30 protein-coding genes are annotated in these 26,733 nt (G+C 61.1%); 13 read left to right on the top strand and 17 right to left on the bottom strand.

Going from position 1 to position 26,733, the window contains the following annotated elements:
• Positions 1 to 139 precede the first annotated feature (139 nt).
• Positions 140 to 679, top strand: a complete 540-nt coding sequence (locus tag RBH20_RS02845; RefSeq protein ID WP_306705309.1) for a dual specificity protein phosphatase family protein — start codon at positions 140 to 142, stop codon at positions 677 to 679.
• Positions 680 to 695: 16 nt separating this feature from the next.
• Here RBH20_RS02845 and RBH20_RS02840 read toward each other — a convergent pair whose 3' ends face one another.
• From RBH20_RS02840 to cyoE, 5 genes are all read right to left on the bottom strand, one after another.
• Positions 696 to 1,436 (bottom strand): ABC transporter permease, encoded by a 741-nt coding sequence (locus RBH20_RS02840; protein ID WP_306705307.1) that lies wholly within the window; start codon positions 1,434 to 1,436, stop codon positions 696 to 698.
• A complete protein-coding gene (locus tag RBH20_RS02835; RefSeq protein WP_306705305.1) occupies positions 1,433 to 2,374 on the bottom strand; it encodes an ABC transporter ATP-binding protein in 942 nt (313 codons plus the stop codon). Before RBH20_RS02835 ends, RBH20_RS02840 begins: the two co-directional genes overlap by 4 nt.
• Before the next feature lie 272 nt (positions 2,375 to 2,646).
• Positions 2,647 to 2,886 carry an Rdx family protein gene (locus RBH20_RS02830; RefSeq protein ID WP_306705303.1) on the bottom strand — a complete coding sequence of 80 codons (240 nt, stop codon included), beginning with the start codon at positions 2,884 to 2,886 and terminating at the stop codon, positions 2,647 to 2,649.
• 31 nt (positions 2,887 to 2,917) lie between these two features.
• Complete coding sequence (locus tag RBH20_RS02825) at positions 2,918 to 3,619, bottom strand: ABC transporter ATP-binding protein (RefSeq protein ID WP_306705301.1); 702 nt, start codon at positions 3,617 to 3,619, stop codon at positions 2,918 to 2,920.
• On the bottom strand, positions 3,616 to 5,007 hold the full coding sequence (gene cyoE / locus RBH20_RS02820) for a heme o synthase (RefSeq protein WP_306705299.1): 1,392 nt from the start codon (positions 5,005 to 5,007) through the stop codon (positions 3,616 to 3,618). The genes RBH20_RS02825 and cyoE overlap by 4 nt, the downstream gene beginning before the upstream one ends.
• 142 nt (positions 5,008 to 5,149) lie before the next feature.
• On the opposite strand from cyoE, the gene coxB reads away from it, so the two are divergent.
• On the top strand, positions 5,150 to 5,914 hold the full coding sequence (gene coxB, locus RBH20_RS02815) for a cytochrome c oxidase subunit II (protein ID WP_306705297.1): 765 nt from the start codon (positions 5,150 to 5,152) through the stop codon (positions 5,912 to 5,914).
• A 147-nt stretch (positions 5,915 to 6,061) separates the two neighbouring features.
• Here coxB and RBH20_RS02810 read toward each other — a convergent pair whose 3' ends face one another.
• Positions 6,062 to 6,520 (bottom strand): hypothetical protein, encoded by a 459-nt coding sequence (locus RBH20_RS02810; RefSeq protein ID WP_306705295.1) that lies wholly within the window; start codon positions 6,518 to 6,520, stop codon positions 6,062 to 6,064.
• Positions 6,521 to 6,770: 250 nt separating this feature from the next.
• Complete coding sequence (locus RBH20_RS02805; protein ID WP_306705293.1) at positions 6,771 to 7,547, bottom strand: CAP domain-containing protein; 777 nt, start codon at positions 7,545 to 7,547, stop codon at positions 6,771 to 6,773.
• Positions 7,548 to 7,669: 122 nt separating this feature from the next.
• Between RBH20_RS02805 and srp19 the strand changes: the two genes are divergently transcribed.
• The 3 genes from srp19 to RBH20_RS02790 all read left to right on the top strand — a co-directional run bounded on the left by srp19 (position 7,670) and on the right by RBH20_RS02790 (position 9,276).
• Positions 7,670 to 7,948, top strand: coding sequence for a signal recognition particle subunit SRP19 (srp19, locus tag RBH20_RS02800; RefSeq protein ID WP_023843155.1), 279 nt, complete (start codon positions 7,670 to 7,672; stop codon positions 7,946 to 7,948).
• Positions 7,945 to 8,172: an H/ACA ribonucleoprotein complex subunit GAR1 gene (locus RBH20_RS02795; protein WP_306705290.1), complete on the top strand. Its 228-nt coding sequence runs from the start codon at positions 7,945 to 7,947 to the stop codon at positions 8,170 to 8,172. Before srp19 ends, RBH20_RS02795 begins: the two co-directional genes overlap by 4 nt.
• A 75-nt stretch (positions 8,173 to 8,247) precedes the next feature.
• A complete protein-coding gene (locus RBH20_RS02790; protein WP_306705287.1) occupies positions 8,248 to 9,276 on the top strand; it encodes a presenilin family intramembrane aspartyl protease PSH in 1,029 nt (342 codons plus the stop codon).
• Positions 9,277 to 9,294: 18 nt separating this feature from the next.
• Here RBH20_RS02790 and RBH20_RS02785 read toward each other — a convergent pair whose 3' ends face one another.
• Positions 9,295 to 10,302 (bottom strand): ornithine cyclodeaminase family protein, encoded by a 1,008-nt coding sequence (locus RBH20_RS02785; protein WP_306705286.1) that lies wholly within the window; start codon positions 10,300 to 10,302, stop codon positions 9,295 to 9,297.
• Between the two features lie 116 nt (positions 10,303 to 10,418).
• A complete protein-coding gene (locus RBH20_RS02780; RefSeq protein ID WP_306705284.1) occupies positions 10,419 to 10,649 on the bottom strand; it encodes a hypothetical protein in 231 nt (76 codons plus the stop codon).
• 477 nt (positions 10,650 to 11,126) lie between these two features.
• Here RBH20_RS02780 and RBH20_RS02775 point away from each other — a divergent pair, with 477 nt between their 5' ends.
• Positions 11,127 to 11,294 carry a hypothetical protein gene (locus tag RBH20_RS02775; RefSeq protein WP_004518770.1) on the top strand — a complete coding sequence of 56 codons (168 nt, stop codon included), beginning with the start codon at positions 11,127 to 11,129 and terminating at the stop codon, positions 11,292 to 11,294.
• A gap of 35 nt (positions 11,295 to 11,329) precedes the next feature.
• Here the strand turns inward: RBH20_RS02775 and RBH20_RS02770 are convergent, their stop codons facing one another.
• Positions 11,330 to 11,743: a DUF3054 domain-containing protein gene (locus RBH20_RS02770; RefSeq protein WP_306705281.1), complete on the bottom strand. Its 414-nt coding sequence runs from the start codon at positions 11,741 to 11,743 to the stop codon at positions 11,330 to 11,332.
• 111 nt (positions 11,744 to 11,854) lie between these two features.
• Between RBH20_RS02770 and RBH20_RS02765 the strand changes: the two genes are divergently transcribed.
• The gene (locus RBH20_RS02765) at positions 11,855 to 12,403 is read left to right on the top strand and encodes a GNAT family N-acetyltransferase (RefSeq protein WP_306705279.1); all 549 of its coding nucleotides are present in this window, start codon (positions 11,855 to 11,857) and stop codon (positions 12,401 to 12,403) included.
• Between the two features lie 86 nt (positions 12,404 to 12,489).
• Positions 12,490 to 13,470, top strand: a complete 981-nt coding sequence (gene fen / locus RBH20_RS02760) for a flap endonuclease-1 (RefSeq protein ID WP_306705277.1) — start codon at positions 12,490 to 12,492, stop codon at positions 13,468 to 13,470.
• Positions 13,471 to 13,527: 57 nt separating this feature from the next.
• Here fen and RBH20_RS02755 read toward each other — a convergent pair whose 3' ends face one another.
• From RBH20_RS02755 to RBH20_RS02745, 3 genes are read right to left on the bottom strand one after another with little or no spacing between them, the layout of a single operon-like run.
• Positions 13,528 to 14,667, bottom strand: a complete 1,140-nt coding sequence (locus RBH20_RS02755; protein WP_306705275.1) for an ABC transporter ATP-binding protein — start codon at positions 14,665 to 14,667, stop codon at positions 13,528 to 13,530.
• 17 nt (positions 14,668 to 14,684) lie between these two features.
• Positions 14,685 to 15,614, bottom strand: a complete 930-nt coding sequence (locus RBH20_RS02750; RefSeq protein ID WP_306705273.1) for a carbohydrate ABC transporter permease — start codon at positions 15,612 to 15,614, stop codon at positions 14,685 to 14,687.
• A complete protein-coding gene (locus RBH20_RS02745) occupies positions 15,611 to 16,675 on the bottom strand; it encodes a carbohydrate ABC transporter permease (protein ID WP_306705271.1) in 1,065 nt (354 codons plus the stop codon). Before RBH20_RS02745 ends, RBH20_RS02750 begins: the two co-directional genes overlap by 4 nt.
• Before the next feature lie 562 nt (positions 16,676 to 17,237).
• On the opposite strand from RBH20_RS02745, the gene RBH20_RS02740 reads away from it, so the two are divergent.
• Entirely contained in the window at positions 17,238 to 18,644 is a 1,407-nt protein-coding gene (locus tag RBH20_RS02740) for a class II fumarate hydratase (protein ID WP_306705269.1), read from the top strand.
• Positions 18,645 to 18,969: 325 nt separating this feature from the next.
• Complete coding sequence (locus RBH20_RS02735) at positions 18,970 to 19,203, top strand: hypothetical protein (RefSeq protein ID WP_306705267.1); 234 nt, start codon at positions 18,970 to 18,972, stop codon at positions 19,201 to 19,203.
• A 48-nt stretch (positions 19,204 to 19,251) separates the two neighbouring features.
• On the opposite strand, the gene RBH20_RS02730 is transcribed toward RBH20_RS02735, so the two are convergent.
• A complete protein-coding gene (locus RBH20_RS02730; protein ID WP_306705264.1) occupies positions 19,252 to 19,752 on the bottom strand; it encodes a GNAT family N-acetyltransferase in 501 nt (166 codons plus the stop codon).
• A gap of 158 nt (positions 19,753 to 19,910) precedes the next feature.
• Between RBH20_RS02730 and RBH20_RS02725 the strand changes: the two genes are divergently transcribed.
• Positions 19,911 to 20,207, top strand: a complete 297-nt coding sequence (locus tag RBH20_RS02725; RefSeq protein ID WP_306705261.1) for a hypothetical protein — start codon at positions 19,911 to 19,913, stop codon at positions 20,205 to 20,207.
• Between the two features lie 32 nt (positions 20,208 to 20,239).
• Here the strand turns inward: RBH20_RS02725 and RBH20_RS02720 are convergent, their stop codons facing one another.
• Positions 20,240 to 21,034 carry a hypothetical protein gene (locus tag RBH20_RS02720; RefSeq protein ID WP_306705259.1) on the bottom strand — a complete coding sequence of 265 codons (795 nt, stop codon included), beginning with the start codon at positions 21,032 to 21,034 and terminating at the stop codon, positions 20,240 to 20,242.
• Between the two features lie 88 nt (positions 21,035 to 21,122).
• Between RBH20_RS02720 and gatE the strand changes: the two genes are divergently transcribed.
• A complete protein-coding gene (gatE, locus tag RBH20_RS02715) occupies positions 21,123 to 22,994 on the top strand; it encodes a Glu-tRNA(Gln) amidotransferase subunit GatE (protein WP_306705257.1) in 1,872 nt (623 codons plus the stop codon).
• On the opposite strand, the gene RBH20_RS02710 is transcribed toward gatE, so the two are convergent.
• On the bottom strand, positions 22,991 to 23,410 hold the full coding sequence (locus RBH20_RS02710; protein ID WP_306705255.1) for a hypothetical protein: 420 nt from the start codon (positions 23,408 to 23,410) through the stop codon (positions 22,991 to 22,993). The genes gatE and RBH20_RS02710 overlap by 4 nt on opposite strands.
• A 61-nt stretch (positions 23,411 to 23,471) precedes the next feature.
• A complete protein-coding gene (locus RBH20_RS02705) occupies positions 23,472 to 23,960 on the bottom strand; it encodes an HTH domain-containing protein (protein WP_306705253.1) in 489 nt (162 codons plus the stop codon).
• Between the two features lie 300 nt (positions 23,961 to 24,260).
• On the opposite strand from RBH20_RS02705, the gene RBH20_RS02700 reads away from it, so the two are divergent.
• Entirely contained in the window at positions 24,261 to 26,732 is a 2,472-nt protein-coding gene (locus tag RBH20_RS02700; protein ID WP_306705251.1) for a bacterio-opsin activator domain-containing protein, read from the top strand.
• The last annotated feature ends 1 nt before the right edge of the window (position 26,733 follow it).

Raw genomic sequence — 26,733 nt, 5'->3', positions numbered from 1 at the left:
ACAGTATAAACGTGGTCACTGAAGCTGGTCAGGCTGGAAAGCGGTCCGGCGGGGACAGTGTTCTATTCAGAGAATCACAGCTGAGAACTGGGTGGGTAGAGTGAAGGGGGTCGGTAGGATAGGCAGGGTAACGGGTGCTATGCCCATCGTGAATCCACACCGCTTCGCGCCTGCAGCCTCCAACGAAGAGTACGTCTACGGGTCCTGTGCACCGGGCTGGCATACGGCCGCCACGCATCAGGACGCTCTTGATGATTGGATTGCACATATGCAGGCCCACGACATTGAGCGGATCTGCTGTCTGCTTCCCGGGCGACAACTCGACGATGCTGGGGCCAATATCCAGCGCTATCGAGAGGCCTTCGGAGCGTCATCAGTCCGCCACGTACCGGTTCCCGACCACCGACTTATCCCTCAAGACCGCCTTCACGACGATGTCCTGCCGTTCTTAGTTGACGCCTGTGAGGCAGAGGAGCGAGTCGTGGTTCATTGCCTGGCCGGCATCGGCCGCACCGGACAGGTGCTCGCCGCGTGGCTGGTGTATCACTATGACTACGGCCCCAACCGCGCCATCGAGACCGTTCAGGAGATGGGTCGTGACCCCAGAGACGCTATCGAATCAGGGAACGCGACTGAAGCAGAGCTGTCCGGGCTGCTATCGTCAGTCGCACGCCTATAGAAGGTCCCGCCAGAACTCAATCCGTCTGCGGGAGGAGTCGCGCACCGATCACAAAGCCGACGACAGCACAGACTGTGAGAACAGCCAGCGGCCCGAGTGCATCGCCAGTACCGGTCGTCGCCGCACGGACGCCACGGGAGAAGTACGTCAGCGGCGAGAGCCACGTCGGCAGCCACGCGGGCAGAAGTGTCTGTGGGACAAACGTCTCCGAGAGAAAGAGCAGCGGGAGCGCGAGGCCGTTGCTCGCCGCAATGACGCCGTCCTGTGAGTCCGCGAGACTACCCAGCATCGCGCCGACGGCACAGAACAGCGCGACGCCGAGGCCGACAAAGGGAAGCAACAGCCCCGACAGATGGATGGTTGCGCCGGTGAGCCATACCATCATACCGAGTATCAGCAGGCCGGCGATGCCGATGATGACGACGTTGACGAGCGTCTGTGCCAGCAGCCACTCGGTCCGGGTCAGCGGTGTCGTCGCCAGCTTCTCGAAGCGGTTGCCGTCCCGATGCCGCGCCACTTCGCTACCGACGCGGGAGAGCGGCGTAAACAGGACGACGACGGCCAGATAGCCCGGTGCGTAGAAGCTCGGCGGCTCGGTGAACAGCCCGCCGCCGCCCGGCTGGGTCTGGACCAGTACGCCGAAGATGACGACGATGATGACCGGGAAAAAGAACGTGAAGAAGACGGCCGTCCGTCGCCGGAGGAAGGCCAGCGACGCCGCACGCGTCTCCGCTGTGAGTCGTCCCAGCCGGCTCATTGGGCACCACCCGCGACCGGCTCCGCCTGTTGTGGCTCACCGCGCTGACCGACGGCCGTTCCGGTCAGTTCGAGGTAGACGTCCTCCAAGTCCGGCTGTTTCCAGGTCAGGCTGTCGTACTCGATGCCCGCCTGCCCCAGTTGCTCAGTGATGTTGCCGATGGACTCCGGGCGGATGCCGTAGACGACCAGCCGGCCGTTCCGGATCGCTGTCTCCGCCGGATAGTCGATGGCTGAGACGGCAGCTTCGTCGAAGGATCCATCAACGATGAGCTGGCTGTCGCCACCGTGTTCGGCCACGAGCTGCTCCGGCGAGTCAAGTGCGATGAGTGTCCCGTCAGCGAGGAGGCCGACGCGGTCCGCGAGCCGCTGAGCCTCCTCCATGTAGTGTGTCGTGACGAGTATCGTCACGCCGCGGTCGGCGAGTCCCTCCAGCAGTCGCCAGAGATCCCGCCGACCGGCCGGGTCGATGCCGGTGGTCGGTTCGTCCAGCACAAGGAGGTCCGGATCGTTGATGAGCGCCGTCGCGACGCAGGTCCGGCGCTGCTGCCCGCCCGAGAGATTCTCGTATGTGGTGCTTGCGGTGTCGGCTAGACCCACATCGTCGAGAACAGCCTCGACGTCGCGGGTATCGTCGTACAGGCCGGCGTAGTATTCAAGCAGTTCCCGCGCCGTCAGTCGCTCGTGGGGCGAAAACGACTGTGGCAACAGGCCAAGTCGGTCGCGAGCGACCGTTCTGGGTGACTGGCCGAACAGCCGTACCTCGCCAGTCGCATCTGTTGTTCCGGTCAACGCCCGCACCAGCGTCGTCTTGCCAGCCCCGTTAGGACCGACCAGCGCGAGCACCTCTCCAGTGGTCGCCGTCAGCGAAACGCCGTCAAGTGCGACCGTATCGCCGTAGCGCCGCCCGACATCCGACGCGACCAGTACCTCGTCCATGCGCCCTCGTCCGGTCGGGTGGCCGAAAGCAGTTCCGTTCTCGCGCGACTATGGGCTACACGTTGCGGCCACATTCCAGACAGACAGCGGGGAGCCACGGCTTGTCCGTGACGACTGGCATGGTCTCTTCACAGTGGTCACAGAATTCGGTTTTCGTCGCCATTTGCCGAAAGTGTCACACCAGAACAACAAATAGTTTGTTGTGCGGTAGGCAGTCACAAACCGAGGATAGCTTCGCCACGATATTCCGCCGACAGTAGCACAGTGGCCTGCTACATGACGTGCGACCGGATCTCGCGCACGATAGCGTCCACATCGAACTCATCACCGGCCTCGGCCTTGTCGTAGACAGTCTCGTCATCCACGCTAATCCGGAACACGCCGTGGTCGCCCATGACCAGCCGGACGCTGTCGAGTTCCCGCTCGAGTCCGGATAAGATCGCTTGCTGGACGTTTACTGCTCGCTCGCGGAACCCACACGGAACACAGTATTCGATTTCGACAGAACTCATACCGGCCCTTACGCCTGTCGGCCTGAAAGCGCTATGGCCGGCCGATCAGTGTTCGGAGCCGACCGACGAGCGTCACGTCGAAGCGGTGGACGCCGTACAGCAGTCCAACCGAGGTGACGAACACCACCGTGGAGAGCCCGTACGACTGGGACAAGGCTGCCTGTGACAGCGTTGCTCCGACACCCACGAACCCGCCCAGTATCGACGCGATGATCGGGAGGACACAGGAGACACACGAAAAGAGGCCAACGATGCCGCCCACCGCGCCGCCGCTCGCATCAACGGCAGTCACGAACACAAGATACGAGAGCGCCAGATAGCCGGCGACCTTCCACGGGATGAGCACCACACTCAGGGTCGCGCCGCTGAACACGACCGTCGGCGAGAACCCTGGCGGAGCCTGTGTGACTAGCCGGAGACCAGTCCCCTGGCCGCCCGTGCCGTACACGCCACCGACATACCCCAGCACAAGTAGATAGCCGAGAGCGACAACCGCACTGCTGACCGTCCGACGGCGGTCGGTCAGTTCCGGCCGCACTCGCAGGGCAACGAGACCGGCGATATTGAGCCAGATGAACGGGAACACCAGCAAAAACGGGTCCGTTGCGGGCTGGGCCGTGTTGACGACGTAGCCCAGAATGAGGATTAATTCCGCGTTCAGTACGACTGCCCCGGTTACGAGCGAGCGCGTGTCCGGTATCGCATCCCTGAGCGTGGCTGTCGTGGTGCTCATAGTGCCAGTGCGTCGACGACGATGGCGACCAGAACTGCCCCAAGGTAGGCGTTCGATGCGTGGAACGCCCGGAACGCCGCCGCTTCGGTCTGCTCGCGGTGGAGCAGGATGACAGCCCAGAGGAACACTGCCCCCAGCAACACCGACGTGACGGCGTACAACCAGCCAAGCGGCGTGAGTACGCCCAGAACACCCGCAGCGATGAGCGTCGCCCCGAGATAGTAGACGATGTGCTTGCGCGTCTCCGTCTCGCCACGGACGACCGGCATCATCGGGAAACCACCCGCCTCGTAGTCGTCCTTGTACGCGAGCGCGAGATTGTAAAAATGCGCTGGCGTCCAGAGGAAGATGACCACGGCAAGGACGACGCCCGGGAGGCCGACCGATCCGTCAGCAGCGACCCAGCCGATGAGCGCCGGTAGTGCACCGGCAGCCCCGCCGATGACAGTGTTCTGGACGGTATTGGGCTTCAGCACGAGCGTGTAGATAATGCTGTAGAACACAATCGCGGTCAGTCCGAGGACCGCTACGAGCGCGTTCACCTGCCAGAACAGCCATAGCGAGGCGAACGACAGGAGCAGGCCGAAAGCCAGCGCGTTCCGGACCGGAATCTGGTGGGTCGCAATGGGACGGTCCGAGGTTCGGTCCATCCGCTTGTCGATATCACGTTCGAGGACATGGTTGAACGTTCCCGACGCGCCGATAGAGAGGACGCCGCCCCCAAGTGTGAGTAGCACCGTTCGAACGGTAAGCGTCTGTCCAGCGGCGAGTGCCATCCCGGCCGCGGCGACCAGACACAGGAGCCACATCAGCCGGGGTTTCATCAGGCGGAAGTACGCAGACGCGGTCCCGACAAGCCGTTCACGGAGGGAGAGTGTTGGAGTCCGGCCGGCGGTTTCGTCTCCGGTCGGCTCCGGTGCGAGTGTTGGGTTCTTCACCGGAGACTCATCATCACTGCCCGTCTCAGCTTCGAGGTGCCACGCCAAGGCCAGCACGAACGAGCCGAAGATACCCATCCCCAGAGCGAGGTGGGCCCCAGGGAGTGCCGTCTCGGTGCTCGTCGCGACGACAGCACCGAGCGCTATCTGGACTGGGTACAGCGCAGCCCCAAGAAGAATCGCCGCTTTGACACGGCCACGACAGCCGGACCGGAGCCCGACGACGGCCATAGCCACCACGAGGAGTCCGACAGCGGCTGCGACAAGTCGATGTCCCCAGGCGACCAACAGGGCCGTGTTCGTCACGTCGACCGGTCCGTCACACAGCGGCCAGGTCGTACAGGCTGCTGCCGCATCCGTGAGCGTTGTCGTCGCGCCGGCGAGAACTAGCAAGTACACGCCGACAGCGGTCGCGGCGAGCAGCCCGGTGAAGGTCCGGCTCTCTGCCATTATTGTATACTTCGATGCTGGCCACTTAGACCTCGCGATTCTGCTGTCTCTGTCCGGAGCAGTTCTGCTTCCCTATTGCTGCAAATCGGGGGCCTGCGGCGAAGACAGCAGTTATTTATCTCCGAAATCCTAAGCCGCATTCATGACCCGGAAACGCGCCGGTCTGGTCGCTCTGTTCGGTGCTGCGTTACTCGCGCTCGCCGCCGAGCCGGCCGCCGCCGCACAGATTCAGGACTCGACGACGGATAGCCTCATCTGGGGGCTAAACATGAACCTCCTGTACGTTGCTCTCCCGATTACAGTCCTCGTCGAAGGGATTCTGGTCTATACCGTCTGGCGGTTCCGTAATCAGGAAGAGGCGCTTCCAACGCGAGAGAACCGTCGACTCGAAGTGACTTGGACCATCGCGACAGCAATTATTCTCCTGTTCGTGGGCGTCGCCTCCTACCAAGTTATGGCTAGCCCGTACGTCACCGCCGAGGCCGGTGATCAGGCCGCACTACAGGAACAGGACACTGAACTCATTACCGTCGAAGCCCAGCGGTACGGCTGGACGTTCTACTACAACGAATCAAGCTGGGACGGCGAGGCAGAAGTAACCACTAGAACGGACCTGAAGATACCAGCCAATCAGGACGTCTCCTTGCGGGTTACATCGAAGGACTGGCTACACGCGTTCCACGTGCCTGGACTTGGACTGAAATCCGATGCGTTCCCCGGCCAGTACAACCGCCTCCGAACCAACGCGGGTAACACCGGGACATACCAGCTCTACTGTGCCGAGTACTGTGGCTCTGGCCACTCACAGATGCTCGGGACCGTTGAGGTCGTCCCGCAGGACGAGTATGAGGACTGGCTGGCAGAGCAGAAAGGCGGCGGTAACGGCTCCGAAGGCAGCGGCGAGTAGCGCGGTAACTGAGCGGCTTTTTCGCTTCGAGAACTGGCGAACTACGGAATATTACGATCACCCGGCACACCGTACGTTTCCGTACGGAACGGGAGTCACGACCAAATCGAAGTACCACAAGAGAGCGAACTGAAGCGGGCCTGTCCGTTACTGAACGATCCATCTTTCAGTCATTTCGCCGTCCGAACCCACGGTCAGATTCACGCTTTGGTGGCTGTTGACCGTTTCACTGAATTCTTGCTTACCGTCGACAGATAACACAATTCGACAGGTCTGCGCATCTGTATCGCGGTTAATTCGGACTGGTTCCCCTGCTTGGATTGAAAGCTCCTTGTCCCGGCATGTGGCTATTAGAACAACGGCACCCGAGAACCCGCCGACGACTTGGGCTTCCACGAGCTGCGACCCTTCACACATCGATGGCCAACATTCCGGTGTCGATACCTCGGAAGGCGTCGTCCCAGTTTCAGTGGCGGTTTTGCTCGGCGTTTCGGTCATCTTCTGTGCTGGGGAATTATTTTCGGTTGCGCCATCAAAATCCCACTTGACACAACCGGTCAGAGGTATGGAAAGTGCTGAGATTGAGAGGAGTTGTCGACGATTCATAATAGCTGGTGAAATGGGTTGTGTAAGTGTCTTGTGAGAAATTAGGTTGAGGATCTCTGCTGACTGAGTGAGTACTGACACCAGCGATTTCCGAACGCTCACCACAGAGAGAAGCGGAGTAACAACGACACTGCTCGCATTTGGGGAAGTATAGAGTTTGGGCAGAGATGTAGAGCGGTGGCGGCAAGACAGCGCTCATAAACGGCCCGGCCATCAGAACAGTCGCTGTGCCGATTAGCCCGTCCAGCAGTTAGCTGCAGATGTTGGCAGTCACGTACACGTTACCAGTGTCGGTTATCTCCACGCCGATGCCGACGAGATTAGCGTTGCGGAGCGTGAGCCGTTCGCGGTAGTCTGGCCACGCCATCCAGTCATCAACGATCTTTCTGGCGACTTCCTTATCGGTAGCGTGGAATCGCTCTTTGCCACCCTCCTCGTACGTTTGTCCAGCGACTGTCTTCTCAACCGCCTCGAACCGGTTTCGGTCTGGTTGCTCGATGTACTCGCCTTCTGCAGAGTTGAACGTGCACCGGTCGTAAAGGCCGGTGTTTTTGTACCGGTCCTTACTGGAGACGCCGTCGACCTTGTGAATCGCCTTCCCTTCGATGGACATCTGCTTGCTGTGGTTCTTTGCCATCTCGTTGAGGTCTTTTTCCGTCCGAAGTCCTGATTCGAACGGTGGGACTCCTGCAGCCTCGCGTTCTTCGTTGAGGAACTGTCGGACGTAGTCCGAGACGTTCTGTTCGTTGAACTGTCGTGCCGGGATCGACTTCTGCTGTGGAGTCGCTGTCTCGGTCGCCGTTCCATTTGCTCCCGGTGTCGGTGTCGGCGTCGTACTATTGCCCGCTGTCGCCGTCGCCGTTGAGCTACCGTCATTACCGCCGCCGCCATCGCCGTTCTGTGAATCGGTTGTCTGTGTCGTCGTGTCCGCTGTCCCGCCCGCGAACTGTGCTCCGACAAGGACTCCCGTCCCCAGAACCACGAGGAGTACCACGGCGGCGATAGCGAGTAACCCTTTCTTTACCATATACAACGAATAGATTACAGAGGTATGTAAGCTTGATTCTTCATTTACCTAATCTGATTTTCATTTCTCCTACTGTCGACGGTGACGATAACCCATATATGCCACGGGCGGCCACTGCCGGTATGGTCGAGAACGTTATCTGGCCGGCGGCACTCGACGCCAACCGTTCGCGAAGCGATGGGCGTCGTGTATCACTGGATCTAGCCGTCGAGGACCCGACTGTCGACGAGATCGCCAAAGCCGTCCAGCAGGTTGGTTATGATGCGGTCATTGAACGGGACAAGACGTATCCACGCGAGTACGAAGGCCGCGGGCGAGTCGTCGTCAAGGACGCGGACGATGCGACGAAAAGCGACCTGCTTGGGGCCGTAGCGGCCTACATGCAGGCGCTCCGTGAATGAAACGTATCGGCACTGTCTCGCGGGTCACACAGGGACTAGCGGTTGTCCGGGCACCTGACGACGAGTACGCGTCCGTCGGAACCGACGTCGTGGACGAGGAACTCCAGACGGTTGGCTCCGTTGTCGACGTGTTCGGTCCGGTCGAGCGCCCATATCTCGCAGTCTCGCCGAACGACAGCGTGCATCTCCCGGCGCTGGTCGGCACGGTCCTGTACGCGCGATAACAGCACTCCGATCCGCCGACACGTGTCCGCACCTGCTTCGTAACGCTCAAACCGGTTCCTGCAGGACGTGTGTGCATGGAGAGACGGTGGCGAATCCTCGGCGGCTGTGGCCTTATCGCTGGTATCTTTCTGTTCGTCCAACTCGGCGCGCTAGCGCTGGTCCAGCCCTTCGAATCGGCTGGCTACCAAGCCGTCGAGGATCCGTCTGACCCTACGAACAGCCTCATGTACATCGGGGCGATTCTGGTCGCGACGGCACTTATATTGCTTGCTTTCCGCTACGATGTCGATCAGCTCATCCGCGGGCTTATCGTCTTCTCGTCGGCCTGGCTCTCTCTGTACGTGTTTCAGGTGCTGGTGCCGCCGGTGTTCACGTACGCCGGCATCAACGTCGTTGCCGCCCTATTAGCGCTGGGTCTGGGGACGGCGCTGCTGGTCTATCCCGAGTGGTACGTCATCGACGGTGCCGGTGCTGTAATGGGGGCCGCCGCCGCTGGCCTGTTCGGTATCAGTTTCGGCGTGTTACCGGCGCTCGTTCTGCTGACTGTCCTTGCCGTGTACGACGCAGTCAGCGTCTACGGGACCGAGCACATGCTCACGCTGGCCTCGGGCGTCATGGACCTCAGGGTCCCTGTCGTCCTCGTGATTCCCATGACGCTGTCGTACTCCTATCTCGACGCGACGACGCCAAACCCAACGGCGGAAGACGAGACGAGCGACGACTCGACGGCAGACGACACAACTGAGGGGGCGACGGGCACTGACGAAGCAGACGAAGGTGACGACGTTCACGCCGACCCGCTAGAGCGCGACGCGCTGTTTATCGGCCTCGGTGATGCGATTATTCCGTCGATACTCGTCGCTAGCGCCGCGTTCTTTGCCTCATCGGACGTACCGTCGGTGTTCGGCGTTCCGTTGCCGGCGCTGACCGCGATGATCGGGTCCTACCTTGGCCTGACGATACTGCTCTGGATGGTATTAAAAGGACGTGCGCACGCAGGACTCCCACTGTTGAACGGTGGAACTATCGCCGGCTACATCGTCGGCGCGCTCGCCGCGGGCATCAGTCTGGTCGACGCCCTCGGTCTCGGCCCGTATCTCTAATTAGCATTCCTGCGACCGCTACCGGCCGGTCAGAGCCTTGCTCGCGGGCGCGAAGTCGATCTCTTCGCCGCGACCGTCTGCCGTCGCCCGCTCGTATAGCATATGGCCCGCAGCGACGGTTTCGATGGCCGTGCCCCCGGAGTCGAAGACTGTAATCTCCTCGGGTGACTGCCGCCCGGATGCGTTTCCAGCGACGATGTCACCCAGTTCTGCGTGGACGTGATCTTCGTCGACGACGCCCGCATCAAGGGCATTGATGAACGATCCGGCGTCCTGTGTCACTCGCTCGCGCAGGTCCGGAACGTACGTGGCGCGCTCGATTGTCGTCGCGTCCAGTTCGTTCTTCTCGGGGTGGTACTGACCCATCGCAGTCACGTGTGTTCCCGGTTCCAGAAGGTCGCCGTCGAACACCGGCTCGCTCGCGTTAGTCGCCGTGATAACGACATCGGCCCCTTCGATTGCTGCGGCCGGGGACGCAACGGCTGCAACTGTCGGGTCCAGCGCGTCGTTCATCTCCGCGGCGAACGACTCCCGGTTATCGGCTGTCGGCGAGTACACCTCAATGCGGTCAAAATCACGGACCGTCGCCGTCGCACGGACCTGGCCGCGTGCCTGTGCGCCACTGCCGATGATTGCGAGGTCGCTGGCGTCACGGCGGGCCAGTGCGTCGACACCGACAGCCCCGACCGCGCCAGTCTTGTGCGGGTTCATGCTCGCACCATCAAGGACAGCGAGCGGGTCGCCGCTGTCGGCGTCAAAAATCGGGAGTGTGAAGTGTGCATCACGTCCGCTGAACCCAGCTGCATAGGTGTACCCACCCATCGCGCCGGTGTCGGGGAGGATCGCGAGATAGCCCGTCAACATGCCTGCGGGCTCGTCCGAGAACAGCGTTGTTCTGGGAGTTGCCGGGGCCCCTTCACCACGCTGGCGATACCCCTCCCGGACGGCGTCAACGTACTCGGCGGGTTCAGCGAGGTCAGCGACCTCATCACTCTGCAAGAACAGCGCTGTCGCATCTGTTGTCATACTCCGTCGTTTGGGCGACCAACCCTTATACTGCCCGGCGGTGGCCAGTGTGTTCGATCGGGTATGCAGTTACTGAGTTTCTATCGAAAACAGGAGAGAAGACGGGTGGAAAGCGCCTAATCCGCGGTCTGGACCGGATCCGACTGTGCACTCTGGGCTGACGTCTCGTTTGGAACCGGGTCAACGGGAGCACGGACGAACATCGCGTGGCCGATAAGGCCGACCGTTACGACAGAGGCCATCGGAATCGCCGTCGTCAGTTCGAAGCCGACAACGAACAGAGTGGCAGTGATGCCGGCCATGGCGAGCGGAATGAGTCCGAGAATGATGTCGTAATAACCCGTCATAAGTATGAATTATTCTACGGTAGTGTGGTATATGAATGTTTCCCTAAAATACGGGATAATACACTCAATGGCCCCTACAAATTTACTCAGTACCCGCTGCGTAACAATTTCATAAGTTATGAGTTGGATATGGGGAAAAGATTAATATGGTTCTATTCCTGTGAGTCTTTCACAATATAAGGACAGAGACGATCCGTTATTCCTGGCTGCAGTCACGCGCAGGATATGTAATGTTACTACAAAGCAGGAATACAGTGTTTACCAACCGTTGTGCGGTAGGTGCTGTAACGGCTATCTGTTTCTCGGTATAGGACCCGGTTATACGTCTGTTTTCAGAATTTGAGAACGGGATTTGGCCATTCGTGGAGTGGTAATGCAGGCTATTTTCTCCAATGATAACTGGGTCCGTGTGCTTATTAACTACGCCAAGATACATTGAACCGGAGAAAAACGGAACGCCGACTTCCAAACGAGACAATGAGCACGAACGCAACGGACAACACGACGGACGCCGCGACCGACGACCAAGAACGACGCTACGCCGAACTGAACATCGGAGACGAAGAGTTCGTAATTTACGACCGAGAGAACCACCAGGCATGGATTCAGTCGACAGAGTCGCTCGAAGTCGCCGACCTGCGATAGTCCGTCATCGACACCCCAGTTCTACTACGGGCCGCCTATTTTACGACTGCAACTGCACTGCGCCAGAGCAGCAGCAGCGTGCCACCAATGATCACGGATACGAGCGCGAATGTCAGCGCCGCATTACCGGGGAACATCGCCGTTGACCGAAGTCCCTGTGCGATCCCGACTGCCAGCACCCACCCCACGATAGTGCGGCCGAGAGCCACTCGAATCGTTGCGGTCGCGGCGGCGGTGTACAGTCCCCCAAGTCCTGCAACGAGGAGCCACCCGATATAAAAGGGCGTCAGCGCCCCAACGAACCGACCGGGACTGAGTATCGGATTGGTACCGTGGGTTAGCTCGCCGACACCGACGAACAGGGCAATCGCCAGCAAGTCACCGACGGCGACCAGCGCCGTCCGAGCGGACAGTTCGATACGACCGTTCCCCACCGTCGAGACGCTCATACAGAGAGTTCTGACTCCGGGCACTTCCCTCCCTCGGATTTGACGACAACGGTTAGTATCCTGAAACAGCGACCAGTACTGATTACACTGGGCGGCCTGTTCAGTTGGACTATGGAGTTCACGCTGCTCGGCTGGCCCGAGGACGGTCACCGGCTCCGGTTGGACCACGAGCAGTTCGCGTACGCGGGCAAGTTCGTGATGACCTCGACCGGAAAGGCCGTCGTCGGGGACGATGGGGTCGTGGCCGCGGCTGCGTTCGATGCCGACCGGACGGACTCTGACACCCTCTGTGTCCGGTACATCACCGTTCGGCAGGACCGGCAGGGCAACCGGCTCGGTGCCCGTCTCCTTCGGTTCGTTCGAGAGCGAGCTACGGAACGGGGCTTCGAACGTGTGTCTATTGGCGTCAACAATCCGTTTTCGTATCAGGCCGCCTACCGAGCCGGGTTTTGCTTCAGCGGCGCGGAGTCAGGGATGGCCGAACTCGACCTCGTCTGGCCGGGCGACCGCAGTACTGAGCGGTATCAGGCCGGGCTTGACCTGTTTCGAGAGCGCGACCTCTCGCCCGATGAGGAGTCGTTTCTCGCGGCGAAGGCCGACACCGACCCGCCGCCAGTCCTCGCCAACTGGACCGAGCAGCCGTCCGCACGGACCGACTGAGTCGCCCGACCGACACCGACTGCGCCATCACGGAGTAATACGTCGTCTCCGAGAGATTCAAACCGCTGTCGGCCAAAGGCCTGCCAATGGGAAACGCTGATTTGCGGTCGCTCGCGGCCCTGTCGGACGTGTCGTTCGACGACCTCGGCGGGAGTGTCGTCGCCGTGGATGCCCACAACTGGCTCTATCGCTACCTGACGACGACGGTGAAGTTCACCAGTGAGTCGAAATACACCACCAGCGACGGCGAGGAGGTGGCGAACCTCATCGGCGTCGTGCAGGGCCTGCCGAAGTTCTTCGAGCACGACCTCACGCCGGTGTTCGTCTTCGACGGCGCGGTCACGGACCTCAAGGATGACGAGGTCGAGAAGCGACGCGAGCAACGCGAGAAATACGAGTCCGAACTGGAGGCAGCCCGGGAAGCTGGTGACAGCACCCGCGTCGCCAAGCTTGACTCGCGCACGCAGCGGCTGACCGACACTATCGTCGATACGACGCGGGACCTGCTGGAACTACTCGACGTGCCTATCGTCGATGCCCCAGCAGAAGGCGAGGGGCAGGCGTCGGTGATGGCCCGGCGGGGCGACGTAGACTACGTCGGGACTGAAGACTACGACGCGCTCCTGTTCGGTGCGCCGATGACACTCCGGCAGATCACGTCGAAGGGCGACCCCGAACTGATGGACTTTGAGGCCACGCTTGAGCGGCACGACCTTACCTGGGAGCAACTGGTCGACGCGGCGATTCTGATGGGGACGGACTTCAACGAGGGAATCTCCGGCATCGGCCCCAAAACAGCCGTCAAGGACCTCCACGAGCACGGCGACCTCTACGCGGTGCTTGATGCCCGCGACGAACACATCGACCACGCAGACCGCATCCGGGGCCTGTTTCTCGACCCCGCGGTGAGTGACGACTACGAGATTCCGGACAGCATCGAGCCGGACATCGATGCCGCCCGTGCATTTGTCACCGAGCAGTGGGAGGTCGACGCTGACGAAGTCGCTCGCGGGTTCGAACGCATTGACGACTCAGTCGTCCAGACCGGACTCGACCGTTGGGCGTGACAGCAGAGGCTCACGACCGACCAACAGCGGAATAAGGACGGCTACGACGGGTTCCGCTCAGACGACAGATTCGACGGTTTCGATCTCGTCGAGCGTACGGTTCCGGATGGCCTCTCCACTGGCCGTGTCGAAGAGGTGGATGGCGTTTTCGGGGAACCGGACTTTGACGCGCTGGCCGGCTTTGAGCTGTTTCATCCCGCCGACTGTCGCGATGAACTGGTCGTCCATCGACTCGTCGAACTGCAGGTGCGCCGTGTTCTCGTTCCCGCGTGGCTCAACGACGTGGACCGTCGAATCAAACACGTTCGGGCCGGCGTCGCTCTGAATGAATTCGATATCTTCAGGCCTGATACCAAGCGTGATGTCGGTCGTCCCCTCGACCGCGGCGATCGTCTCGTCGCTGAGTTCGTACTCGAACCACTCCCCTTTGAGCGTCGACCCCTCCAGCGTCATCGGGAAGAAATTCATCGACGGCTCGCCGATGAAGCCAGCGACAAAGAGGTTGTTCGGCTCGTGGTAACACTCAAGCGGCGTCGCGCACTGCTGGAGGACGCCGTCGTTGAGGATTGCAATGCGGTCACTCATCGTCATCGCCTCCGTCTGGTCGTGGGTGACGTACACCGTCGTCACGTCAAGATCTTGCTGGAGCTCCTGAAGTTCGGTTCGCATCTCGGCTTTGAGCTTCGCGTCCAGATTCGCCAGCGGTTCGTCCATCAGGAACACTTCGGGGTCCCGGACGATAGCGCGGCCCAGCGCCACACGCTGTTGCTGCCCGCCGGAGAGTTCGCCTGGTTTGCGGTCGATGAGCTCGAAGATGCCCATATCCTTGCACGCCTTCTCAACGCGCTCGTTGATCTCGTCGTCGGGCATATCTGTCGATTCCTCCAGCCCGAACGCCATGTTCTCCCGCACGGTCATGTGCGGGTACAGGGCGTAGGACTGGAACACCATGGCCACGTTCCGACGGGCCGGCGGCTGATCGTTGATTATCTGACCGTTCAGTCGGATTTCGCCGCGCGTGATGTCTTCGAGCCCGGCAATCATCCGCAGTGTCGTTGATTTTCCACAGCCAGATGGACCGACGACACAGAGGAACTCGCCGTCCTCGATGTCGACCGATATCTCGTCAACTGCGATAATTTCGCCGTCGTCGTCTTGGAACGTCTTCGTTACCTCGTCCAGTGTGAGTTGTGCCATTGTGAATACCTCCGTGATTATTCTCCAGCGACGCCTTTCGCGAACTGTTCGCCGAACATGATGTAGACGAGCAGCGTCGGAAGTGCTGCGACGATGGCCCCTGCCATCGTGGTGTTAAACGACTGGACGACCCCACCAGTGAGCGCCGCAAGGCGCTGGGTCGCCACCTGCGAAGCCGGTTCGTTAACGAGCACGAGTGCGAACAACAGATCGTTGTAGACCTGCGTGAACTGGTATATGAGCGTCACCGCGAACATCGGCAGCGACAGCGGGAGGATGATGTTGCGGTAGATGCTGAACGCACTCGCGCCGTCGAGGCGAGCGGCCTCAATCATCTCGTCGGAGATGCTCTGGTAATACGACCGGAACAGCAGTGTACAGATCGGAATCCCGTACGCGGCGTGGGTAATCGACAACTGCAGCAACTGCACGTACCCATTACGGCTCGGATACTGCCAGTTGCCACCCGTGATGAAGCCAAAGACAGTGTTGACGAAGCCGTTGAGCAGTCCCGGAAGCACCTGGAACCAGAACTGTGCCAGCGGGACCAGCACGGCCTGATAGGGAATGAAGATGCCCGCGATGATGAGGACGACCACGCCGACCTGCCCGCGCCAGCTAATCGTCGTCAGTCCGTACGCAGTCATACTGCCCAGCAGCGCCGACACAATCGTCGCGGGAATCGCCATCAGCAGCGAGTTTATAAGTCCCGGCCGGAGCGTGTTCCAGGCGGTAGTGAGCGCGTCAAGCGTGAAGCCGTCAGTGCCCGGCGGCGCGAACGGAAGCGTCCGGGCGAACGCGCTCTCGGTCTTGAACATCGTCATCACGGCCGTCTCCACCGGGAAAAGGTAGAAGACAATGCCCGCCAGCAGGAGGGCATACAGGCCGATACGGCTGTTCTCTGTACTACGAAGTTCGTCGATGAAACCGCCGTCTCTGATACTCATAGTTCACCCCGTCGGTATTCGCTGTAGAGATATGGTCCGATGACCAGCAGTGCGAGGGCAAACAGCACAATAGCGACGGCTGACCCATACGCCCACTGGAGGCTGTCGAACGCAACCCGATACATCATCGTCGCCAGAATGTCCATGTTCGCCCCCGGCTGTGAGCCACGAAGCGCGTAGATGAAGTCGAACGCTTTCAGCGCAAACACCATCAGCACCACCGACGCGGACACCGCGGAAGCACGGAGCTGTGGGATGATTACTCGCGCGTACATCCGAACCGTCGACGCCCCGTCGACCCGCGCAGCCTCGTAGTGTTCGGTCGGGATTGCACGGAGGCCGGCGAGGAAGACAACCATCGCGTAGCCGCTGAACTGCCAGATAAGCGCGAAGATGACCGCCGCCAGTGCGGTCGTGTTCCAAGAGAGCCACTGAATGACCTCAGCGTTGACTCCAGCCGGCCGGAGTAGTCCCACGATGGCCCCTTCGAGATTGAACACGCGGAGAAATTGGTTGAGAACGCCGTTACGGGCGTTGTACACCCACGCCCACATCGTCGCCGTGACGACGAACGAGAGGCTCATCGGGAGCAGGTAGATGGTCCGGAACGTGTTCTCGAAGCGTATCTGCTGGTCGATGAGGATGGCCACAAACAGGCCAAGCGCCAGACAGAGGGCGGTGAACACGACAAGTAACACCACCGTATTCTGTGCCGCCTGCCAGAACGCCCCGTCGTTCAGTATGCGGCTGTACATACTGAGATCGAAGGTCTCGTACTGTGCACCACCCAGGCCGCTGTAGTCGGTCAGCGACAGGAGGAAGTTCCAGGCGATAGCGCCGTAGACGAAAAAGCCCGCAAACAGGACTGGCGGCAGCCAGAACGGGGCGGATTCGATGAGTTCCCACTCGACCGGCAGTGAGTTCCGGAGCGAGTCTCTCCGGGTCGTTTTCACCGTCGCCCCTCCGTCTGTTGCCAGTTGGTCGCCGTCCGATTCGTCTCTCGATACCGCCGACCGGAGCCTACCCCCGGTGGCGAGGAGTCTACTGAGTATCTCGCGCATGGTTGGTCAGTGGTTCGCCGACGTGAGTTCGCCGTCCATCGTCCCGACGGATGTGTCGTCAGTCACATAGACTCGCCAGCTAGCACGCAGACCACGCGACCCGCACAGCCTGTCGCACCAACACAGGCCGGCAGGCAGCATGGGAACGCCAGATGACGGGTGTGCCATCCCGTCGTCGTGCCGAGTGGGCGAGCGATTGCAACGCGGCGGGTACACCGGCCGCGAGCGTTCGCGATGTGTCACGTCCGTCGGTGTCCCATCGGGCCCTAACAGCCGACGACGGCAGCAACACACCGCCGTCACCGGGCATTGTAGGCCATCAGTCATGAACGTCTCTGTGGCGTCGAACTCATGGTAAGTGGAGAGAGATTCTACTTAATATTTCCGAATGATAATACACGTTTATCCAAGTCATGGGTGCTGAGCCCTACGGTCTCCGCTGTCCGAGGAGGGACTCGTGGCACCCCGTGAGTGACTGTCCCGGCGGTTACAGGGCTGTGCCGAGTGGTGTCCCGACTCGTACCGGTGGGTTTTACGACCGGGCGGACCACCCCCCGGACGTATGACCGACGAGTACCGGACAGAGCAGGATAGCCTCGGTGAAATGCAGGTGCCAGCCGACGCGTACTGGGGCGCACAGACGCAACGTGCCGTCGAGAACTTCCCGATCAGCGACGTGACGTTCGGGCGGCGATTCATCCGAGCGCTTGGCGTTGTCAAGAAAGCGGCCGCACAGGCGAACCGCGACCTCGAAACGATTCCAGAGGACAAGGCGGACTGTATCATCGAGGCCGCCGATGAGGTCATCGCCGGCGAGCACGACGACCAGTTCCCCGTCGACGTGTTCCAGACCGGGTCGGGCACGTCGTCGAACATGAACGCCAATGAGGTCATCTCCAACCGCGCCACGGAGCTGTACGGCGGCGACATCGGGACCCGCGAGATCCACCCGAACGACCACGTCAACTTCGGTCAGTCCAGCAACGACGTGATTCCGACGGCGATGCACGTCGCCTCCCTCGAAGCGGTCGAGAAGGACGTCATTCCGGGCCTGAAGACGCTGCGTGACGAACTCGAAGCCAAAGAGAACGAGTTCGACAACGTCGTCAAGACCGGGCGAACCCACCTCCAAGACGCGACGCCGGTGACGCTGGGCCAGGAGTTCTCCGGCTACCGCACGCAGGTCGAGAAGGGCATCTCCCGCGTACAGGACGTTCACGGTCGCCTCGCTGAACTCGCACTCGGCGGAACCGCGGTCGGGACTGGCCTGAACACCCATCCTGAATTCCCCGAAAAAGCCGCGACGTACATCAGCGAAGAGACCGACCTCAACTTCCGCGAGGCGGACAATCACTTCGAGGCCCAGGCCGCCCACGACGCGATGGCCGAGGCCCACGGTGCGCTCCGGACGGTCGCTGGTTCACTGAATAAGATCGCCAACGACCTCCGTCTGCTGGCGTCCGGTCCCCGCAACGGCCTCGGCGAGATCGACCAGCCGGAGAACCAGCCCGGCTCCTCGATCATGCCCGGGAAAATCAACCCCGTTGTCGCCGAAGCGGTCAATCAGGTCCACAAGCAGGTCGTCGGTAACGACGCTGCCGTCTCGGCTGGCGCTGCCGAGGGCCAGATCGACCTCAACCTCTACAAGCCCGTGCTGGCTTCGAACTTCCTGCAGTCGGCCAAGCTCATCGCCAACAGCAGCGCGGTGTTCGGCGAGAAGTTCGTCGCCAAACTGGAGGCCGACGCCGACCACTGCGCCGAGCGCGTCGAGCAGAGCATGGCGCTGGCAACGGCGCTCAACCCAGCTATCGGCTACGACAAGGCAAGCAAGGTAGCGAAGAAGGCGCTCGCCGAGGAGAAGACCATCCGCGAGGTCGTCCTCGAAGAGGGCTATCTCGACGAAGATGAGGTCGACGACGTACTCGACCCCGAGAAGATGACGAAGCGTGGCATCCTGGGCGAGGAATAGCGAGGAGCGCGCGCGAAGCGCGGCCCTCGTTAGTGCGAGGGGAGAGCGATAGCGACCCGCGAGTAGCGAGAGTCGAACGGAGTGAGGGCTCTCGTACTGGAACGGTGCCGTGAGGCGCCGTGAGGGAGTAGCGAGGGAGTAGCGAGGGAGCGACCGCAGGGAGCTACCTCGAAAATGCGAGCGGGAACAGAGTGATCCGTGAGCAGCAGAGACTCTTGCTTTAACAGGTTTCTGTTCGACCCTGCTTTGAGTGGCAGCTGGGACGCCAACCGCCACTCCGACCTGACCGTATCGGTTATGTCCTATCGTGTCAAAGGGTACCACAATGAGCGCGACAGTGTTCCTCGACAGTTCGATGGACGGCGACACCAGTATCGAGTGTACGACAGCTAAAATCATGGGAAACGTCGTCTGGGCCGTACCGGAGGGCGACGGACAGGAGCGCGTTATTCCGCTCTCCAACGTGACAGGCCTCGCCGGTGACGTTGTCGAGCAGGAGGTCGACGAGGTCGAGTACCCGGGTGGGCGCGTTACGGAACTCGTCACGCACCTTTCTTAGGACGATAGCCTCGGAGAGCGACGGCTTTCCCGTAAGTGACTCTGTGACCTATACCCGTGACTCGTCCGCAAGGACGTAGCGGCTCTCGGGGTAGCGCTCGCCGCCGATTTCGGTGTCGCTCTCGTCGGCGAACTCGAATCCGAACTGCTCGTAGAACTCGGCTCCCGGTTCGTTCGCCGAGAGGACCATCGCGTTGATCCGGTCGATATCGTGCTCGAACAGTTCCTCGCAGGTCCGTTCTAGCAGTGACTGGCCGATTCCCTCGCGCCGGGAGTCAGGATGGACGTACAGCCGGAGAATATACCCCGTGTGGTCAGTCTCGTGCCACGTCGCGTGTGCGAACCCGACAACGTGCTCCTCGCGCTCGGCGACAAGCAAGAGGGTCTGCGGTTCGACCAGTTCCGATTCGAGCTGCTCGGGCGAATACCAGTCGTGAACGCCGTCTTCAACCGTTTCCTGGGTGAGCAGGGGGTAGTCCGTCTCCCAGGCTGCCGTTGCCACCTGATTGATCGCCGTTACATCGTCCGGAGTTGCCAGGCTAATTGACATACGAAAACATATGCCATGATCTTTGAAATGTTTTCCCGCACCGATTGGAGCGAAATATCAGGTCTCGTCTCAACAACCGGATCTGGTCAGTGAAGCCGATTACCGGATAACCAGAATTCATAATATTTTTTGATGATGAATACGGATGTGTAGTACAGATGCGTTACTCCGAAACGTTGCAGTTGTTCGACCAGGCCTGTGAGTTCCCCGCTGACCATGCCGCTGTCGTCCGGCAACTCGGCGACGTTGAGCTGGTCGCCCAGAACGGCGACTCGATCGAAATGAGTGAGGTACTGGCTCGGACCAGCGAAGCCACGTACCAGTCCGCAGATGGGCTGTACAACTCTCTGGTCGGGAATCTTGACGACGACTTCATCGGCCGAAAGTACTACGACGACCGGGCCGGGAGCACGTCCGGAACCGACGATGTTCGAACTGAGACTGATCGTCTGTAGCCGCTGACGTGCGCTGTTGCCTACCGGCCCCCTCAGTCCGCCGGTGTTGATTCGTTGAGCCACGCTGGCCGCTCCGCCGTCGTCTCACCGATATCCTCGTACCAGAAGCTGTATTCGACGATGCGATCTTCGGTGCGGTACCAGACGCTGAATCGGCGGACGAGGCCGGCAGGTTCGACCAGCAGTTCGATTCGGAACTCCTCCAGCCGTTCCGTGGTCGGAATCTCGCCGCCGGAGCCCCGAATCCGGTAGAGCCGACTGCCGTCCCGTGTGACGACGTCCGTGGCGCTCTGGTTGACCACGGCGTAGCGGTTAAGATAGAACGCCGTCCGGTAGGCGTACTTGTCGCGGCTGAACCGGACCTCACCACGCTGGCGCTCGACTGTGCCGTTGTCACGACGCTCATACCAGTTGGTGCCGTCAGCGTAGGTCGACTGTTCGTACCGCTTGACGGCCCCGTTTGAGTCAGTCGTCATTCTTACCATCTCGTCGCGGTACCGGGTCGGTGATTCGACGGCGACAGTCTCTTCACGCCGGACGGAAGTGCTGTCGTTCCCGATTGTGAACTCGCTGTAACGTTCGTTCAGGGTGTAGGTAGTGCCGTTGAGCGCCTGCCGGTGGGCAGCCGACAGGAGGGCAACGTTATCGAGCCGGTCCGTGGTAACGCCGGGCGGCGGGTCCAGCGATGTTGCTGTGTCCGACTCCGCTGCGGTCGGGACCGGGGCTGGCGTGACGGTCCCCTTATCGGCGGTGTCAGCGCCGACGAAAGCGTTACAGCCGCCGGTCAGAAGAAGAACGACCACCGCGGCTGTCGACAGCCAGCGCATATCGACAGTGAGGACGAGACAGTCAAAAGGGCGGCGGCGAGCGCGGGAAGGGTGCGTTTTTTGGCCCCCGGTCCCGGACACCTCGACAATGACTGAGTACGACTACGAGGAGCTGGGGCTCGTCGCCGGCCTGGAGATCCACCAGCAACTCGATACCGCGACGAAGCTGTTCTGTGACTGTCCGACGACGATCCGCGAGCCCGAGGAGAGCGAGCGCTCCTTTACCCGCTATCTGCACCCGACCAAGAGCGAACTCGGGGAGATCGACGAGGCGGCGCTGGAGGAGAGCATGGTCGACCGGGAGTTCGAGTACCTGGCCTACGACACGACCTGTCTCGTCGAGGAGGACGACGAGCCACCCCACCGTGTCGATCGCGAGGCGATGGAAACGACGCTCGAGATCGCCCAGCTACTGGATATGTCCGTCATCGACCAGGTGAACGTCATGCGGAAAATCGTCGTCGACGGCTCGAACACCACGGGGTTCCAGCGCTCGATGCTGGTCGCCAACGACGGGGCCATCGAGACGAGCGCCGGCCCAGTCGGCATCGAGGATATGCTACTGGAAGAAGAGTCCTGCCAGCGCGTCGAGGAAACCGAGAACGGCGTGCGCTTCTCGCTTGACCGCCTTGGCATCCCGCTGGTCGAAATCGGCACGAAGCCGGACATCAGGTCGCCCGAGCAGGCCCGCGAGGCCGCCGAGCGCATCGGGATGCTCCTCCGTTCGACCGGGAAGGTCAAGCGCGGCCTTGGGACCATCCGCCAGGACGTGAACGTCTCTATCGAGGATGGCGCACGGATCGAACTGAAAGGCGTCCAGAGCCTCGATGACATCGACGACCTCGTCCGCAACGAGGTCCGCCGGCAGGTCGAACTGCTGGACATCGCCGAAGAACTCACCGAGCGCGACGCAACAGTCGGCGAGCCACAGGACGTGACGGAGGTGTTCGAAGATACGGAGTCCGGCGTCATCGAGGGCGCGCTCTCCTCAGGCGGCAAAGTACAGGGCCTCCTGCTGTCCGGCTTCGACGGGCTCGTCGGCCGGGAGATTCAGCCCGACCGACGGCTTGGGACCGAACTGTCCGACCACGCCAAGCGCCACGGCGCGGGCGGCATCTTCCACACCGACGAGCTCCCGGCCTACGGCGTCACCGAGGCGGAAGTCGAGGCGCTGCGGGACGCTGTTGGAGCCAGTCCCGAGGACGCCGTCGCTATCGTCGCTGACGACCCGGAGACCGCCGAACTGGCCATCGACGCCGTTGCGGAGCGGGCCGAGACGGCGCTTGAGGGCGTCCCGGAGGAGACCCGCGACGCGAATGAGGACGCTACGTCGCGGTACCTCCGCCCGCTCCCCGGCGCGGCACGGATGTACCCCGAGACGGACGTGCCGCCCGTCGAACCCGACGTAACCGAAGTCGAGACCCCGGAACTGCTCACCGAGAAGGTCGACCGGTACGAGCGCGAGTTCGACCTCGGCTCCGGCCTCGCCGAGCAGGTCGCCTACGGCCAGCGGTGGCCGCTGTTCGAGGCACTGGTGGCGGGCGAAGGTGTTGACCCGACGCTGGCTGCCGGGACGCTGGAGTCGACGCTGACCGAACTCCGCCGCGACGATGTGCCCGTCGGGCATCTCACCGACGAGCACCTCAAAGGGGCTATCCTGCTGGTCGACAGCGGAGATGTGCCCCGTGAGGGTATAGAAGACCTCCTGACGGCACTCGCCGAGAACCCGTCGCTGACGGCCGAGGCGGCCGTCGAGCAGGAAGGGCTGGGCGGCGTCGACGAGTCAGAAGTCCGTGACGCCGTTGCCGAAGTCGTCGAACGCCATGAGGACCAAGTCGCCGAGGAAGGAATGGGCGCGTTCTCGGCGCTGATGGGCGAGTGCATGGGCGCACTCCGTGGCAAAGCTGACGGTGATACGGTGAGCGACGTGTTGCGCTCGGAGATACAAAAGCGGGCTTAATTGCGTCGCTCGGGCTGTAAGGAATTGACATCGACGGCGTTCGATGATAGGTCGTTACCGTTCGCCGACAGGTCGTGTTCGATCGTCGACTCGAGTAGCGGGACGAGGGCTGGCGCGTTCGGCCCGATATCGACCATATCTTCCGACTGGTTGTACTGGACGACACCGGCATCGACCAGCCGCGGAAGGTGGTTGTGATAGAGAGCCGTGTAGATCTTGAGTCGCTCGTCACGGTAGTGTTCGGCCGGTGCCTCGTGTTCGAATTCGGTCACCGTGTCCGTAAGTACAGCCAGTGAAACCGGGGTCGTGTACTGTGAAAGCCCGTACAGGAGGAACCGTCGATAGTGCGACGACAGGAGCGACAGCCGGTCGTCCAGTGGTAGCGAATCCGGTATCTCGGTTTGTTTCGTATTCATGTTACCTGGTATGGTGCTGGATCTGGACGGTCAGCGTGTTAGGTTTGGGGCGGTTCGGATGCTATTGTACCACGGTACGCTCATGGTCGAATTCGTCGGCTATGTCTGCGGTATCTGAGAGGTGTCTAACACGATCCGCGACGCGGTGGACCGTCCCATCCCGCGTGCAGGGGGCGACGTGCTGGAGGTCACCGTCAACGTATTCAGCGAGGGCAAGCGTGGGCAGCGTGATGACGGTGACCGACTCATCGGAAACCATGTTCGTCACCGGGTGCTGCCAGTCGAATGCGTCAAGCGAGGCATCGGCGTCCCGCTCCCACTGTTCGAACATGGACAGCCGTTCCAGCAGGTGTCGTCCCTCCGCAGTCCGCTGTGCGAGTCGTGGTTCGATCCGGCGTCCCCAGATCAGTATCGACAGGTCCTCGATACGGCCAGCGTTCTCAAGAGCCTGTAATCGATCAAGCACGTAATTCTGTTGTTGCGTTGTATCTTCCGGACACAGGGACCGGACGAACAGTTCGACGCGAACTGGATTGACAGTGGAGTCCATAGTGAGGTAGTGCGTATCCTGTGGGTCGCTACAGTGGTCACCATCCTAAACACTCTCTCTAGGTCCCTAGAATAAATCGGGGTGAGACAGAATCCTGTTTGATATATCCGGGCCAGTCGGTAATTGGTTAATATATGGATATTTGGTGGGTGGTCTGGCAGGCGTTCATTTGAATAGATCCATTTTACAGTCCTTTAACCCCAATTCGGCATGATATTCACGGCAAATATGTTCTCTGCGAGAATGTTAGTATTCTAACCAGACACTGGGCGTTAAGTGGCTCGCCGCAACAGTAAATACATGGTCCCAAGTGTCATGGATGGCTACGATGTTCCCACTCTGTACGGGCCATCCATCGATACACTACCCCTCATGTTTGCGGTTGTAGATGCGTCCGGGGTGATTCTCTCGACGAACGAGACATGGAGCGAGTTCGGCCGGGCAAACGGAACAGAGTTGACGCCGAATACGGTCGGTGTGAACTATCTCGACGTCGCTGACATGGCTGACGACACGACCGGGCAACAGGCAGCCGACGGGATCAGGGCCGTCCTCGCTGGCGAGCAATCCTCGTTCGAACTCGAATATCCGTGTCACGCCCCGTCGTCGAAACGGTGGTTCCGGTTGTACGCTGCCCCGTTCACCGTCGATGGAGCAACGTTCGCGTCCATCGCACATATCGACATCACGGCTCGGAAGCAACGGGAGTCGGTGCTCGAAGCGGCCTACGACATCTGTACCGATTCGAGCCGGACGTTCACGGAACAACTCAACGCGCTGTTAGAGCTCGGCTGTGAGACACTCGGTTCGTCGTTTGGGACGCTCTCCCGGGTCCACGGCGACGAATACGTGTTTGAAGCAGTCACTGCACCGACGACTGCCGACCTCGAAGCCGGCAGAACGACCAGCATCGAGGACCTCCCGAACTGCAGGCACGTCGTCGAACACCGCGAACCGCTCGCGATCAGGGACGTTGAGACGGACGCGCCGGACCTCGCTGACCCTGAGTGGGGCATTGCGAACTACATCGGTGCACCCGTCGTCGTCGATGGGGCCGTGTACGGAACGTTCTGCTTCTACGGACTGGAGCCGCGCACAGCGGAGTTCACGCAGTGGGACCTGACGTTCGTTCGGTTGCTCTCCGACTGGGCGGGCTATGAACTCGAACGACAGCGCCACACGGAACAGCGCGATGCGTTGAACACCGCCTTTCCGGACCCTAGTTTCATCATCGACGCGGAAGGGCGATTCCTCGACTGCCTGACCGACCCCGAGACAATGCTGACGGTAGACGATACAGACACGCTTGTCGGCCAGACGCTACATGAGTTTCTTCCCCACGACACCGCTGATTCGCTCCTGACGACCGTTCGTGCGGCCCTGCGAACCGGGTCATTCCAGTCCGTGGAGTACAAACTACGGGTTCCCGATGGCAAGCGGTGGTTCGAGGCACGGGTCGCGCCGCTGGAAAGTCGCGCCTACGACCTCGATACTGTCATCTTCGTCGCTCGCGACGTCACTGCTCACAAGAATCGCCAAGCCGAACTTGAGCGACAGCGTGACGAACTCAAGCAGGCACAGCGGCTCAATGTGCTGGGCAGAGAGATTGCAAAGGCACTACAGGACACACAGACACGTGAGGGAATCGAATCGGCAGTGTGTGCGCATCTCACTGAATCGGACTTGTACCAGGCCGTCTGGACCGGGAGCCGCGGGGGTGCCACGAGCATAACACTGGCTGCCGCCGCTGGGATTGACACGGCGCCGGAGCAGCTTTCGTCCGACGAGCACAGCCTCGCCATCGACGCCATCGACACCGGCGAGGTACAGGTCGTTGAGGACATCGCCAGCGTGTCGACGCCTTCGGACGCCGACATGGACCGTTCACTAATTGCAGACCACTGTTCCGTTGCGGCAGTTCCCCTGACAACTGGCGTGACGACATACGGCGTACTGATGGTCTACGCATCGACTGGGGCCACGATTGGCTGTCGTGAGTCCGACATCCTGGCCGATCTGGGGCGACTTATCGCGCTTTCTATCCAGCGCGTCCACAGTCAGCAGTCATTGCTGGCGGCGACGACCGTCAAACTAGAGTTCCTGACGCCGGATTCCGACGACGTCTTCGCCCGCCTCTCCGCGATGCTCGACTGTTCGTTCACGCTCGAACGGCGCGTTCCGATCAGTTCCGGGAACTGTCTCCACTACGTTCGCGCCAGTGGTGTGGACACTGACCGGGTGTGTCGGGCGCTCACTGAGATGCCGTCGGTCGAGTCCTGTGCCGTCGTGGAAACGGCGGCGGAAAACCGAGTGCCCTTGCTCGAAGTCACGCTCGATGAGATATCCGCATCGCCGCTTGACACGCTCGCAGATTACGGCGGGGCCGTTCAGCAGGCCGTTGCAGCGGACGGTGATCTGCGGTTCACAGCGGAGATGGCGCCGGACATCAACGTCCGTGCTGTCGTTGAGGCGATCCAGGAGGGAACACCCGGGACAGAACTACGGAGCAAGCAGTACGTCGACCAGCCAGTCTCTACGGTGACAGATTTCCAGACACAGATACGCGATCAGCTGACTCCGAAACAGGCCGCCGCACTCAAGACTGCCTATGCACGCGGCTACTACGACTGGCCGCGAGGGAGCTCCGCAGAGGAACTGGCTGAGACACTCGACATTTCCGCGCCGACCTTACACTACCGGTTGCGGAAGGCCCACGACGCTGTTATCGGTTCGCTATTCGACTCCGGAACCGGATCTGAGAACCTCAGCTGAC

The organism is Haloarcula sp. H-GB4 (genome assembly GCF_030848575.1).
Lineage (GTDB): Archaea > Halobacteriota > Halobacteria > Halobacteriales > Haloarculaceae > Haloarcula.
Note: the sequence above shows the minus strand (reverse complement) of the source record. Positions and strands in the feature narration are given on the sequence as shown.